Raw genomic sequence first — 13,476 nt, 5'->3', positions numbered from 1 at the left:
GACCGAAAAGAGCGACCACGCGCACGCTCCCGCAATCTCCGAAGGCCGATGATGCCGCGGTGGCCTCCTTCAGCGGACCCCGGGTGGCTAGTTTGCGGATTCCCGTGTCGCGAACGCATTCCTCCCTGACCGATCCCCTTCCGCGCGCCATCCCCAGCGCGCGGGAGGTGCCCGGCGTGGGCGCAGGTCGGCGGGCCGCATATCTGATCGACCTGGACGCGACCGCTACCCGTTCGGACGGCGTCGTGATCGTCCTGGGCGTCGAACACCAGGATGCCCACGGCGCCTGGGGTCCGCCGGAGCCCGTCGGCGGCGTCGTGCGTCACTCCGGCGCCCCGGATGCCCTCGAACGGGAGTTCGCCCAGGTCCTTCCCAACGTCGCGCGCGATGCCCCGGCAGCTCCGGGGCAGGTGATCGTCCCGCCTGAACGCTTCGGGACCACGCTGCGGCACATGCTCGCCTCGGGACGCGGACGGGTGCACTTCACCAGCGACGGACCCTATCACGCCATTCGGTGGGACGATGCCGCGCCCTGGGAAATCGAGGTGGTTGTCACACCGGACCGGGACCGCGAGCGCTTTGCCGTCGAAGCGTTCTTTGTCCGCGACACGGAGCGCGTCCCCGTGTCCACGGCGTCGGCGTTGGTTCGGGGCGGCCTGTTCCTGGTGGATGACACGCTCCATCGGTATGTCGATGACGGCCGCTTTCCGGTGCTGCTCGCGTTCGGGACTCGCGCTCGCTACATGGTCTCCCCCAACGCCCTCCTCGGCGTGCTGGGTGAACTCCATACGCTGCCCCGCCTTCCACTCTTGACCCTCCCTGACGGGCACACCTTGTCGCCCGTCGCCGCCCTGCCCACACCTCGCGTGCGGGTGCGACGCATTCGCGACGAGGATGCCGGGACCGAGCGGCTGGAGGCCACGTTGGCCTTTGACTACGCCGGAGAAACGGTCGACGCCGCGGATCCGCGGGCATCGGTCTTCGACCGGGCGACCAACCAGCTACTGCAGCGCTCGCGTGAGGCCGAAGCAGCGGCACGCGAGGCGGCCCTCGCCGCCGGCCTTCGGGAGCAGGAGGAAGCCGCCCTTCGCCTGCCAGATCGCAAGGCGGCGGACATCGCCACGGCGCTCCGTGGGCAAGGGTTCCTCGTCGAGATGGATGGCGCCCTGCTGCACACCGAACTCGAGATCGACCTCCGGGTGGCGAGCGGCATCGATTGGTTCGATGTCCACGGCAATGCGTCATTCGATGGCACCTCGGTCGCCTGGCCGGAACTGCTGAAGGCCGCCCGGACCGGGGACCGCTTCGTCACCCTCGCCGATGGCTCCGTCGGCCTGGTGCCTGACGAGTGGATGCGCCGTCTCTCCTTCCTCACGGCGACCGGGGCCGTGGCCGATGGTCGCGTCCGGTATCGGAGTGCCCAGGCCGGAGTGTTGGACGCCTTGCTGGCGAACGTGCCGCGCGTGGATGTGGACGCGCAGTTCGCCCGTGTCCGGGAAGCGTTGGAACATTTTCGCACCGTCGAGCCGCAGGATGCCCCCCCGGGATTTCGCGGCGAGCTGCGCCCGTACCAGCGGGAGGGGCTCGGCTGGTTGTCCTTCCTTCAGCAGTTGGGCTTTGGTGGATGCCTCGCGGACGACATGGGGCTCGGCAAGACCATCCAGGCGCTGGCACTCCTCGAGGATCGCCGCACGGCGGGTGGCGGTCCCTCGCTCGTTGTGGTACCGAACTCCCTCGTGTTCAACTGGCAGCAGGAAGCCGCCCGGTTCACGCCGGAGCTCCAGGTGCTTGCGCACGTTGGTGCGGGCCGGTCGCGGGACCCGCGGGCCATGGCCAATGCGAACGTGGTCCTGACCACCTATGGGATCCTGCGTCGCGATGCGGCCTTCCTGGCGCGGGTGCCGTTTGACTACGTGATCCTCGATGAAGCGCAAGCGATCAAGAATGCGTCCACGGCGAGCGCCCGGGCCGCGCGCGTCCTCAAGGCGCGGCATCGCCTCGCGATGACTGGCACGCCCGTCGAGAATCGCCTCGCCGAGTTGTGGAGCCTGTTCGAGTTCCTGAACCCGGGGGTGTTGGGTGCATCCGGCCGGTTGGTGGGCGCCTTGCGCGCCGCAGCGCCCGAGCCCGGCGGCACCGCAGATCCGGAAGCCCTTGACCTGCTCTCGCGAGCCCTGCGGCCGTACATCCTGCGCCGAACGAAAGCCCAGGTCGCCCCCGAATTGCCCCAGCGCGTGGAGCAGACGGTGTTTGTGGACCTTCGCGAGGACGACCGCCGACGCTACGATGAGCTGCGCGACCACTACCGCAGCACCCTGCTGGGACGCATCGAGACCGAAGGGATGGGACGCGCGAAGGTGCACGTCCTGGAGGCACTCCTTCGCTTGCGCCAGACGGCCTGCCATCCGGGGTTGGTGAACCCCGGCTTCGCCGGCGCGGGCTCGGCCAAGCTCGATGTCCTCGAAGAGAGTGTCCTGGAGGTGGTGGAAGAGGGGCACAAGGTGCTGGTCTTCTCGCAGTTCACCAGCTTGCTCGCCATCGTGCGCCAGCATTTTGATCGAGCCGGACTCGTCTATGAATACCTCGACGGGCAGACGCGAGATCGTGAAGCGCGCGTGACGCGCTTTCAGGAGGACCCGGACTGCCACGTCTTCCTCATCTCCCTCAAGGCCGGCGGGCTCGGGCTCAACCTCACGGCGGCGGACTACGTGTTCCTGCTCGACCCCTGGTGGAACCCGGCGGTGGAGGCACAGGCGATTGATCGCGCACACCGCATTGGACAAACTCGCCCGGTGATGGCGACCCGGCTGATTGCGCGCGACACGGTGGAGGAGAAGGTGCTGCAGCTGCAGGAGCGCAAGCGTGACCTTGCCGACGCGATCCTGCGTGCGGAAGATGGGCCCCTGTCTTCTCTGACACGGGAAGACCTCGAATTGCTCCTGACCTGAGCCGCATGCCGCCGCGGTGCCTCCAGCTGCTCGCGACGGCGCGACGTGCGGCGTGCGGTGTTGTCGCGACCTTCCTGGGCTGCGCGGACGGTCAGGCGACCACGCCATCGCCCCCACTGCCTCCCCCGGGTCCGCCGCCGGTCTATGTGCCCGGCCAGTCGTACTTTGGGGACAATGACTACATCGAGTACATCGCGGGCAACGCGCCCGTGATCCTGACCGCACCGCACGGGGGCGCCGACCGGCCCACGGCGCTCCCCACCCGGGGGTGCGGCACCAACGTGCGCGACACCAACACCCAGGAGACCGTGCGTGCCCTGGCGTCCGCGTACCACGATCGCTTTGGGCGCTATCCTCATGTAGTCATCAACCGACTGCATCGCGATCGACTCGATGCGAACCGCGACAGCCTCGAGGCCTCGTGCGGCAACCGGGCCTCCGGCGCGGCCTGGCGGGAGTTCCATGCGTTCATCGATCTCGCCAAGGCACGCGTCGGGACCGACCACGGGCGTGGGTTTCTCGTCGACCTGCATGGCCACGGACACGCCATTCAACGGATCGAGCTGGGGTATCTGCTCCCCGGATCCACCCTCGACGTCCCGGACAGCGTCATGGACCGTGACGCGAGCCTGCCGGATCGCACGTCGATCCGCCAGATCGCCAGGTCACCGGGGTCACCACTCCTATCGACCCTCCTGCGCGGCCCGAGCAGTCTCGGAACGCTGCTCGCCACCGCCGGATACCCGGCCGTCCCGAGTCGCAGCGATCCGGGACCGATGGGCGCCGATTACTTCACGGGCGGGTACATCACCGATCGGCATGGATGCCGGAACGGCGGCGTCACCTGCGCGGTGCAGGTCGAGGCATACTTCACCGGGGTCCGTGACAGCGACGGAACGCGAGCGGCTTTCGCCGGGGCGTTCATCGCCTCCCTGGCCCAGTTTCTCCGCGCCTCGTGGGGACTCGACCTTGCCTCATAGTGCGCCGATGACCGCGCGGGAGCGCCGCCTGGTCGCCCAGCTCCGCACACCGCAGGCGGTCCAGCGTTGGCTGCGCGACCTTCCCTACAACTGGGAAGCCACCTTTCGCACCTTTCGTGGCGTCGTGGCGCACGAGCGCGCGCATTGCGCGGAGGCCATGCTGTTTGCCTGCGCCGTCCTCGCTGAACACGGATACCCGCCGCTCGTGCTGGACCTGGAGTCGCAGGACGGACTGGACCATGTCCTCTTCCTCTACCGACGGGAAGGACGGTGGGGCACCGTGGCCCGGTCGCGCGACGAGGGACTCCACGGGAGAAAACCAGTCTTCCGCACACTCCCGGAACTGGTCCGCAGTTACATGGACCCCTACGTCGACGGCGAAGGACGCCTCGTCGGTTATGGCGTCGCCAACCTGGACACGCTGGTGCGGAGCGACTGGCGACTGGCAACGCGCAGTGTGTGGGCCGTGGAGCGAGCGCTCATTGCCATGCCGCACACGGCCATCCACATGTCGGAACGGCGATATCGGCGAGCCCTCACGCGCTTCCAGTCATTCAAAGCGCGACACCCCACCCCCAGCGCGCGCGATTGGCGGCGGCACCTGGCGCCGCAGCCCCGGCGGTGGACCTAGCGGGGGGTTACGCAAACGCGTTCGGACTGGCAGTATTAGCGCGCCTCTGGACCGGTGAGCGATGGAGCGCCCCGGGCCAAAATTCCCACCTCGCGGTTGCTCGCGTTCCGCGCCTTCCGAACGCCCGTCACCACCTCTCCGTGAATCCGCCGGCACAAACCGACGAACGTCGCGTCGTAACGCCCCTCTCCGTGGCGCCGGTCAGCTCGGTCGCGAGTGACACCGACGGCCTCTGGTATTTCGAGTTTGACCCGCCCGTGCCTACCGACCTCGACCTTGAAGCACAGGTCGCATGGATCCTGCAACACGGGCGGCTCACCGGCTGCAGCGACGGACTCGCGCGGATGTACGGGTACCATCGTGCGGCAGAGTTCGCCGGGACATCGATCCGCGATATGCTCGTGGACGCTGACCAGAACGCGGACATGATCCGTGACTTCGTGCGCAGCGGCTACCGGCTCGACGGCGTGGAATCGGTCGAGCGTCACGCCCAGGGCGACGTGCGCCGCTTCCTCAACCACGGGACCGGCATCGTCCGGGACGGACACCTGGTCGCGTCGTTTGGGACCCAAACCGATGTTGCTGCGCGCCTGGCCCTCGAGGCCCAGATCCGGCAGGCCGACACGGTCGCGGCGCTCAATCGACTTGCCGGCGGCGTCGCGCACGACTTCAACAACCTGTTGACGACGATCCTGACGTCGGTCGACATGCTCGAAGAACAGCTGGAGCCCGCACATGCGGCGATGCAGGACTCGGCGGAGATCCGTCGCGCGGCGCGCCGCGGCGCGGAGCTGACGCGCCAGTTGCTCGCGCTCAGTCAACAACAGGTGCTCGTCCCGCGACCGATCGACCTCAACCTGGTCGTCCGACGGGCGCTGGCCGCCTTCCGGCGCACGGTCCGCGAGGAAATCGACGTACGCGAGATCACGCTCCCCGAAGCGGCGATCGCGACGGTCGACGGCGACGAACTGGAGCAGGTCCTGGTGGGACTCGTCAACTATGCGGCCGAGTCCATTCCCGCACGTGGGGTCATCGAGCTGGCGGTCGAGCTTGTCCATGTGCCCGAACCGCGCGCGGGAACGCCCGATACACTCGGTGCGGGCACCTGGGTCGCGATCACCATGACAGACAGCGGACCACCGTTCGCCGTCGGCGTGGGCACGCATCTCTTCGAGCCGTTCTTTGGGATCGCCCTCGCCGAGTCGGCGTCGGGGATGGCCCTGGCCACCCTGCGTGGATTCGCCCGGCAGTCGGGCGGCGCGGTGCAACTTCACCCCCCGGCCACGGGACGACGGCTGAGCGCCTACTTCCCGGCCTCCGCATCTGCCGGTGTCGTGGAAACCCGCGGCGATCGCACATCCCCGTCGAGTGGCACTGTGCTCCTGGCGGAGGACGAGCCGACGGTGCGCCTGCTCATGAAGCGCGTGCTGCAGCGCGCGGGTTTCGTGGTACTCGTCGCCTCTGACGGTGACGAGGCGTTGGACCTCTCGCGTGGGTACGCTGGCCCGATCGACTTGCTCGTGACCGACGTGATCATGCCGGGCATGGGTGGCGGCGAGCTGTCACGACGCTTGCGGCAGGAGCGCCCGGGACTGCGCGTCCTGCACGTCTCGGGCTACACGGCCGGCGCGCTTCGCCAGAACGAGGCACTGGAAGACGGCGCCGCCTTCCTTCAGAAGCCGTTCACCCCTCGCGCCCTGGTGTCGCGGGTCGTCGAAGTCATGGGGGAACGGGTCGGCGAATAACGTCCGACCGACCCGAGGGGGGACGCGCTTCGGCCATCCCCTTCGGACGACCTGGGCGACGGCGGACTCGACTCCGCCGTCGCCGAATGTTGTTCAGGGCACTACGCCCGCCGTGCGCCCAAGTCCCGCGAGCGTGACCGTGGTCAGCAGGGCCCACTGCGGTCCCTTCCAGCCCTCGGGGCCATCCTCGTAGGACTCGGCGATGGAGTGGGCGCCTCGCCCAATCCCGCCACCGTCGATCGTGATGCTCGGGATCCCGAGGCTCATCGGGTAGTTCGCGTCGGTCGAGGATGCCCCGGTCTCGGCGGTAAAGCCGAGGGCCTTGCCAGCGGCGAGGGCGGCACGGGCCACGAACGACTCGTTGTTGACCAGGACGGCGGGCCGGATGCCCATGTCGATCCACTTCACGGTCACCTTGCCGGGGTGATCCGGCGCCCGCGCGTTTTCCTCGTCCACAGCCTGCTGGACAGCATTTTTCAGTTTGGTGTCGACGGCGAGAAGTTCTTCCGGCGACTCCGAGCGGAGGTCGACTTCCATGGCGCCGAGCGGGGAGATCGTGTTCACCGACGTGCCGCCGGTGACGATCCCGACGTTGAAGGTCGTGCGCGGGGACCGCGGGACCTGGAAGTCGGAGACCTTGGCAATCGCGCGGCCCATGGCATGAATGGGATTGGGCATGCCGAAGGCACCATACGAATGGCCGCCCGGCCCCTGGAACTGCACCAGGTAGCGATGGCTGCCGACGGCGCCGGTGGTGAGGCCGAGGCCGGTCCCGTCCACGGAGATGAAGAAGTCGATCTTCTCGGGCGGGTTCTTGAAGAAATGGCGGACGCCTCGCAGGTTGCCGGGTCCTTCCTCACCGACGGTCGCGACAAACAACACTTTGCCGGGGTAGGTGACGTTGGCGTCTTTCATCGCCCGCGCCACGGCGAGGATGGTGGCCAGCCCGCGGCAGTCGTCTCCGATGCCGGGACCGCGATATCGCCCGCCCTCGAGCTTGACCTTCACGTCCGTCCCTTCAGGGAAGACGGTATCGAGGTGACCGGAGAGGACGACGGTGGGACCATTTCCCGAGCCCGGACGCTCGCCAATGACATTCCCTTCCGCGTCGACGCGCACATTCTGGAGCCCGTGCTCCTTGAAGCGTCGCACGACCTCCTGGCCGCGGACCTGTTCCTTGAACGGAGGCGCGGGGATCTCGCAGATGGAGACCTGCTGCTGGAGGGTCCAGGCGTTCTCGCGCTTGATGGACTCGAGCGCGGCCGAGACGGCGGTATTGCCGGTGGGCGGCTGGGGCGTTTGGGCGGGGACGGCGAGGGAAGAGGCCGCGAGGGCAAGGACGGTCAGGCGCATACGGAAGGTCGGCGAAAAGGGCGAGGCACGGGAAGCACGAGGAGCACGCGCAGCACGGGGGGCACGGGGGGCACGGGGGTCAGCGCAGCTCGAACAGGCGGGCGATATCGGCGGGACGGTACTTCGCGGCGAGGGCCAACATCAGCAGGATGCGCGCTTTCTGTGGGTTGAGCTCGGCGGTGCCGATGTCGGCGCCGGCCCCGGGCGGCAGGGAATCCAGGCGGGATGCGGGGGCTGACCCTACACGACCACTGCCGGTGCGGTTGGATGTGGCGACGACGACGCCGCGTTGGCGCGCGCGCTGCAAGGCCCGCGACTGGGCCGGTGTGCTGCCCCCGCGGCCGACTCCACCCACCACCAACCCCTTTGCGCCGGCAGCCACTGCGGCCTCGATGAAGACCGAATCGGCACCGATGTGGGCGAGGACCACGTCCACCCGTGGGAAGTCGCCGATCGTCGCCACATCAAACGTGGCCCGTCGACACGTTGTCGCGTTGTCCGGGCCCGGGCGATGCCAGACGATCACGTCGGGGTCGGCCAGCCCGAGGACCCCTGCGTCCGGCGCGGTAAAGGCGTTCAGGCGGGTCGTGTTGGACTTGGTCACGTCCCGCGCAGCGAAGATCTCGTCGTTCATGAGCACCATCGCGCCCCTGCCGCGCGCCCCTGCCGACGCCGCCACACGAACGGCATTCAACAGGTTGGCCGGTCCATCTGCACCCACCGCGTTCGCCTGGCGCATGGCCCCTGTCACGATCACCGGCGTGCATCCGCCGACCGTCAGCGAGAAGAAATACGCCGTCTCCTCCATGGTGTCCGTCCCATGGGTGACGACAAACCCTGCCGGCGCATCGGGCCCGGCCTGGAGGTCCGCCATGCGCTTCGCCATCCCTCGCCACATCGCCTCGGTGATCGATCCCGACGCCACGTTGGCGAACTGCTCAACGGTCACGCGCGCATGTTGCGCGAGTGCCGGGATCGCGGTGACCAATTCGTCGCCGGTACGGCGCCCGGTGCCGAGGTTCGAGATGGTCCCGCCCGTGGCGATGACATGCACCCGCGGCACGGCCGCTGCCTGCGCCGCCAATTCCCTCCCCCCGGCCCCCAACAGGGGCAGCGACAGGAGGGCGCCGACGAACACCGATCTTCTCGGCCGACGCCCGTCCGCGGCGCTCCGCGTCCATCGCATCAGGCGCTCCCGTAGAGGCGACGCGCCATGGCTTCGTACAGGCGCATAGTGATCGCCCCGGGGCGTCCGTTACCCACGGGCTTTCCATCAAGTTGCACGACCGGCATCACGTCGGTTGTCGTCCCGGTCACGAAGAACTCCTCCAGACGGGGCAAGTCCTGCACGTGGAACGGACGGGCCTCGAACGGGATCCCCAACTCGTGTGCCAGGTCGATCGTCACGTCGCGCGTGACCCCGCCGAGGATGTAGTTCGACGCCGGATAGGTGCGCAGCTCCCCGTCGATCACGCCAAAACAGTTGGTGTGGGAGCCTTCCGTGATCGCGCCATCGCGAACGAAGATCGCTTCGAAGACGCCGTTGTCCACGGCATGTTGCTTCGCCAGGACGGCGGGAATCAGGTTGACCGTCTTGATGTCGCAGCGCGACCAGCGGATGTCGGGGTAGGTCACGCAGGACACGCCGGTCGCCCGCTTGTCGTGCGGCACCACGAACTTCTGGGCCGACATGTACACCGTGCAGCGGGTCCCCGCCGGCGGAAAGTGGTGCGTGCGCGGTGCCGCCCCGCGCGTGACCTGCAGGTACACGGTCCCTTCGCCGTCCGTGAGCCCGTTCTCGGCGATCAGGCGCATCGAGATCGCCTCGATGTCGGCGAGGCTCTCCTCGGGCTGCAGTCGCAGGTCTGCCAGCCCACGGGCGAGGCGCCGGAGGTGGCGCCCCGACTCGAACAGGGCGCCCTTGACCACGCGTGTCACTTCATAGACACCGTCGCCAAAGATGAATCCGCGGTCGTCAATGGCGAGCGTGGCGTTGGCGCGGGGGAGGAACTGGCCGTTCAGGTAGATGATGGACATGTCGACGGTGGTCCGGGGCGATCCGCGAATGCTAGCGCCCGGCTCCGCCGGATGCCATTTGCCCGGCGATGACCGCCCGCTGGGGGTTGGGCCGACGACGCTGCGCAGTCGTCTGCCCGCCCAGACCCCCAACGTCTATCTCCCAGAGGGACGGAGCGGAAAGTCGAGCACCACGGGAGCCGCCGGAGCGCCTAACGACTCCACGGCCGGCCAGGGTGAATCCCCGGCACCAGAGTCGGTCACAACGCGCAGGTCGATCCCCGCCGCACGCACGGCGGCATCGTCCTCACACTCAAGGGGCCCCTGCACCACCAGCGGCGTCGACGTGCGCGCCATGCAATCACTCAGCTGGAGCAGTCGTCGCGACTGCTCCGGGAGTACGCTCGCCCCCGAGGTGTACTCGTGACGAACCCGCACAAAGGCAGGCCGCATGGCGCCAAGGACTTCCAGCGCGGGCGCCGACCACATCCCGGCCAGCTCTACCATCACCATCGCCTCTATGCTCCCCGCCTGGTCAATCAGGCGCAGGGTCTCCCCGACGTCAAAGGTCGACGCCGACAGGCGAATGACCGCGATGCGCGCTCCCTGCACGCCTCGCATCGCGCGAAGTAGCGGAATGCCGACGCGCTCGAACGCTCGAAGGCGACCGGAATGCATGAACGCACTCCACACGGCGGCGACGAAGTGGCCGCGGCGCTCCACCGGATGCCCGGTTGAGCCCGCGACGTACCAGATCGATTCGCGTCGCAGCGTCACTCCGCCGTCGACCCCAGCGTCCTGTGGCGACATCGGCGTCAGGCGCCGCGGAGCGTGAGGGTGGCGCCTGAAGGACATTGCTCGATCGGTGTGCGCAGGCGGGGCATGAAGGAGATGGAGAACCATCACCCGCCAATGCACAGGTCATTCCGAGGAGCCAGGCACCACGTCGCGGCGCACAAGCCGTTGCGCCAGCAGCACTTGCAGCAGGACACCGTCTCGCGCGGGCGTCCGTCCCACGTCGGAAATCCAGAGTCGGGAGCCGAAACCCGGACCCTGGGCCTGCCGGTCTAGAGCCCGATCGTCCGCACGAGGTGTTCGAATCCTGCTTCGACGTTGGTGCCTTCACGCGCCGACGTCCGAAGAACGGCGACGCCCTCGGGTCCGCGGGTCGCGATCGTCGCGTCGTCAACGCGCCAATCTGCGGTCAGGTCGCTCTTGTTGACGAGGAGAAGCGAGGGCACGGTACCAATGGTCTCGATGGCGCCGGCCTGAATCGACCGGGCGGTGTCCAGGGTCTCGGGGCGCGTCCCGTCTGCCACGTAAATCAGGCCGGAGGCTCCCCGCAGATACGACAGGCGGACGCGCTGGAGGTCATCCTCTCCCTGAAGGTCCCACAACAGGAGACTCACCTGCTGCCCGTCCAGCTCCACCAGCCGCCGATCGATCTTTACGCCAATGGTGGCCTGATATCGCTCGGAGAAGAGGCTTTCAACGAAGCGCCTGACGAGGGATGTCTTGCCCACCCCGGTGGCGCCGAGCATGCACACCTTGCGTTGGATGACGCTCACTGGGATTCCGTGTTCGATCGGAGGTGGACTCGAATGTAGCCGTGCCGCCCGCCGCTCGCGGAGTCCGGGACGGCAGCGAGCCGGTCCCACGGCACCCCACGCTCAGCCAGGAGACTCCGGAGCACACGCGCGCGGCTCTCGCGCAGCGCCCGGTTTACCAGGTGGGAGCCCGCGCTGTCCGTCGATGAATGCACCTCGATCCGAATGTCACGTTCGGCGCCCTCCGCGAGGGCCACGAGTCCGGCGAGGGTGCGCGCGAGTGAATCGAGCACGGGACGAGATCCGGCGCGGGGCCACTGCTCCCCGCGGTCAAACACGACGGCGAATACCTCGGCCGTGTCCGCCATGGCTTCCAACGTCACGTCGACCGAGTCCCGGAGCATGCGAAGGTCAAGCGCCGCGACCCCCGCGATGGCCGGTGCCACCGCGCGCGCGTGGCGCAACCACGACGCCCCGGCCGTCCCCGAAATGGATAGCGTATCGTGACGCAGCTCGACGTGGACCCCGGAAGGCGCCTTCAGCAGAACCCCTGCTCGCCTGAGGACAAACTCGGGACGCAAGGCGATGTACGGCTCCCAATGCCCGGTGATGCGGGACGTGTCCAGGCCATACTCGCCCAGCATCGACCGGGGATCCGCCGCGAGCGGATCGCGCAGACCGCTCACAACCACAGCGCGACCGCTCCTGCCGACGTCGCCGACGACAATGCCGGGTTCGGTCCGGAGGCGATCGAGGTACCGGTCCACGCGGCGCGCCTGCAGGTATCGCGGGACGGCACAACTGCCGACGGCGGCCAGAAGGAGCAGCCCCGCGGCGGCGAGGCGCCAGGTGCCCGCGGGACGTGCGCGTTCGACTTGTTGCGATACCAAACAGGGTTCCAGCAGATCGTCGCGTACAGGAACGGGGCGGCCGTCCCGCCCAAATGCCTCGATCGCCTCGGCATGGGCGCGCTGCGTTGCCTCCACCGCCTCCTGCAAGGTCTCCCGGTATGTCACGGGTGCCTGCCCACGGATCACGGCGGCAAGCACGATGGCCGGCCCCTGCTCTGCCCAGACCGTGAGGTCCCCAAAGGCGAAGGAGTCGAGTCCCTCCTGGGTGGAGACTTCGAGGGAGTCCTGGGCAAACTGCGTGATGGCCGTGAGCATGCCGGCCACCATGTCGGGCGACAATGCCTTCACCCCGGGGGCCGTCAGGTGTCGCAGGAGCAAGCCGGTCTCGCGATGGATCAGGAAGAGCTGCTCGCAGCGAAAGGCGAGGGAATGCGACAGCACGACCTCGCCGAAGGTCTTTCCCGTGCGCCACGCCTCCATGCGCCATCGCATCCCGCGAGGGGAGAACGCGTGCTCCAGGGTGCTATTGATCGATTGCGACAACTCGGCGAAGGCCGTGGCAATCGCCCGACGGATCGCCGGGCCGATGATGGGGAAGATCGCGTCGACCAGTGGTTGCGGATCGCGTCGCACCGACGCCTTGATGGCGTCGCCCACCACGGGGCCGAGGGCGGCGCCTAACGCACGATCGGTGGCGCGCCGCGCCACGGCCTCCGGCAGCACGGCACTGACGGCGTCGACATCGAGGCCGGGGTCATCGAGGCGTTGGTCAATCGCATCGAGACGCGCGCGTTCCGGCCCGACGAGGATATCGCGCAGCTCACCATACCGATCGCCGGACACGATGGAGGAGCCCCTACCGCGAGTCGCCTGCCGCCAGGCGTTCCGCGAACTCGGCGAACATCGCCGCCATCGTTGCACGGTCCGCCTTGGCATGACGCAGCTCCGATGCCTCACGCCGGAGGGCATCGGTCAGGTCGTCGTGCCGGCGCGCCATCTCTTCGCCGAGGGCTCGCTGCATTTCCTGCAGGAGGGCCCGCAGTTCGCGCTGCTGCTGTTGGGTCTGATCGGTGAGCGCGGCGAGGCGCGCTGTGAGGTCACGGTTGAGCGCGGCAATACCGTCCAATGCCTCGCGCACGCCCTGGACGCGATCGCGCTCTTCGGCCTTGAGGGCCGTCGTCAAAGTCTCGATCTCCGAGCGCAGGTACTGCTCGGTGGCGAGCATCCGACGACCGAGGTCCTCCCGCAGGTGCGTCGCCTCGCGCTGGAGGCGCTCCTCCGTGGCGGCGAACCTGCGGTCGTAGTCCCGCATCTGCGTGCCGAACAGGATATCGCGGATCTTGTCGACGTTCCCGGAGTCGGACGGGGCGTCGGCGCCGTTCGGCGCGGTTCGGGGATCGGTCAT

Annotated in this window: 11 protein-coding genes; 4 read left to right on the top strand and 7 right to left on the bottom strand. The window is 68.3% G+C overall.

Going from position 1 to position 13,476, the window contains the following annotated elements:
- Positions 1-104 precede the first annotated feature (104 nt).
- The 4 genes from IPK85_10200 to IPK85_10185 all read left to right on the top strand — a co-directional run bounded on the left by IPK85_10200 (position 105) and on the right by IPK85_10185 (position 6,304).
- On the top strand, positions 105-2,948 hold the full coding sequence (locus IPK85_10200; GenBank protein MBK8247753.1) for a DEAD/DEAH box helicase: 2,844 nt from the start codon (positions 105-107) through the stop codon (positions 2,946-2,948).
- 5 nt (positions 2,949-2,953) lie between these two features.
- On the top strand, positions 2,954-3,928 hold the full coding sequence (locus tag IPK85_10195; protein MBK8247752.1) for a hypothetical protein: 975 nt from the start codon (positions 2,954-2,956) through the stop codon (positions 3,926-3,928).
- A gap of 7 nt (positions 3,929-3,935) precedes the next feature.
- A complete protein-coding gene (locus IPK85_10190) occupies positions 3,936-4,559 on the top strand; it encodes a hypothetical protein (protein ID MBK8247751.1) in 624 nt (207 codons plus the stop codon).
- Positions 4,560-4,750: 191 nt separating this feature from the next.
- Complete coding sequence (locus tag IPK85_10185; GenBank protein MBK8247750.1) at positions 4,751-6,304, top strand: response regulator; 1,554 nt, start codon at positions 4,751-4,753, stop codon at positions 6,302-6,304.
- A gap of 93 nt (positions 6,305-6,397) precedes the next feature.
- Here the strand turns inward: IPK85_10185 and IPK85_10180 are convergent, their stop codons facing one another.
- From IPK85_10180 to IPK85_10150, 7 genes are all read right to left on the bottom strand, one after another.
- Entirely contained in the window at positions 6,398-7,657 is a 1,260-nt protein-coding gene (locus tag IPK85_10180; GenBank protein ID MBK8247749.1) for a M20/M25/M40 family metallo-hydrolase, read from the bottom strand.
- Positions 7,658-7,736: 79 nt separating this feature from the next.
- A complete protein-coding gene (locus tag IPK85_10175; GenBank protein MBK8247748.1) occupies positions 7,737-8,843 on the bottom strand; it encodes an asparaginase in 1,107 nt (368 codons plus the stop codon).
- Positions 8,843-9,694 carry an aminotransferase class IV gene (locus IPK85_10170; GenBank protein ID MBK8247747.1) on the bottom strand — a complete coding sequence of 284 codons (852 nt, stop codon included), beginning with the start codon at positions 9,692-9,694 and terminating at the stop codon, positions 8,843-8,845. The genes IPK85_10175 and IPK85_10170 overlap by 1 nt, the downstream gene beginning before the upstream one ends.
- A gap of 135 nt (positions 9,695-9,829) precedes the next feature.
- The gene (locus IPK85_10165) at positions 9,830-10,483 is read right to left on the bottom strand and encodes a hypothetical protein (protein MBK8247746.1); all 654 of its coding nucleotides are present in this window, start codon (positions 10,481-10,483) and stop codon (positions 9,830-9,832) included.
- 257 nt (positions 10,484-10,740) lie between these two features.
- Positions 10,741-11,214: a GTP-binding protein gene (locus IPK85_10160; protein MBK8247745.1), complete on the bottom strand. Its 474-nt coding sequence runs from the start codon at positions 11,212-11,214 to the stop codon at positions 10,741-10,743.
- Positions 11,215-11,237: 23 nt separating this feature from the next.
- A complete protein-coding gene (locus IPK85_10155; GenBank protein MBK8247744.1) occupies positions 11,238-12,914 on the bottom strand; it encodes a hypothetical protein in 1,677 nt (558 codons plus the stop codon).
- 13 nt (positions 12,915-12,927) lie between these two features.
- The gene (locus tag IPK85_10150; protein MBK8247743.1) at positions 12,928-13,476 is read right to left on the bottom strand and encodes a hypothetical protein; all 549 of its coding nucleotides are present in this window, start codon (positions 13,474-13,476) and stop codon (positions 12,928-12,930) included.

The sequence above is a fragment of the Gemmatimonadota bacterium genome (genome assembly GCA_016712265.1).
In the GTDB taxonomy this organism is placed as follows: Bacteria; Gemmatimonadota; Gemmatimonadetes; order Gemmatimonadales; family Gemmatimonadaceae; genus RBC101.
Note: the sequence above shows the minus strand (reverse complement) of the source record. Positions and strands in the feature narration are given on the sequence as shown.

Bases quoted from the DNA above. Each gene is read 5' to 3' on its own strand.
- IPK85_10195 (MBK8247752.1), top strand. From the start codon at position 2,954: ATGCCGCCGCGGTGCCTCCAGCTGCTCGCGACGGCGCGACGTGCGGCG.
- IPK85_10190 (MBK8247751.1), top strand. From the start codon at position 3,936: ATGACCGCGCGGGAGCGCCGCCTGGTCGCCCAGCTCCGCACACCGCAG.
- IPK85_10180 (MBK8247749.1), bottom strand. From the start codon at position 7,657: ATGCGCCTGACCGTCCTTGCCCTCGCGGCCTCTTCCCTCGCCGTCCCC.
- IPK85_10175 (MBK8247748.1), bottom strand. From the start codon at position 8,843: ATGCGATGGACGCGGAGCGCCGCGGACGGGCGTCGGCCGAGAAGATCG.
- IPK85_10170 (MBK8247747.1), bottom strand. From the start codon at position 9,694: ATGTCCATCATCTACCTGAACGGCCAGTTCCTCCCCCGCGCCAACGCC.
- IPK85_10165 (MBK8247746.1), bottom strand. From the start codon at position 10,483: ATGTCGCCACAGGACGCTGGGGTCGACGGCGGAGTGACGCTGCGACGC.
- IPK85_10160 (MBK8247745.1), bottom strand. From the start codon at position 11,214: ATGCTCGGCGCCACCGGGGTGGGCAAGACATCCCTCGTCAGGCGCTTC.
- IPK85_10150 (MBK8247743.1), bottom strand. From the start codon at position 13,476: ATGACCGATCCCCGAACCGCGCCGAACGGCGCCGACGCCCCGTCCGAC.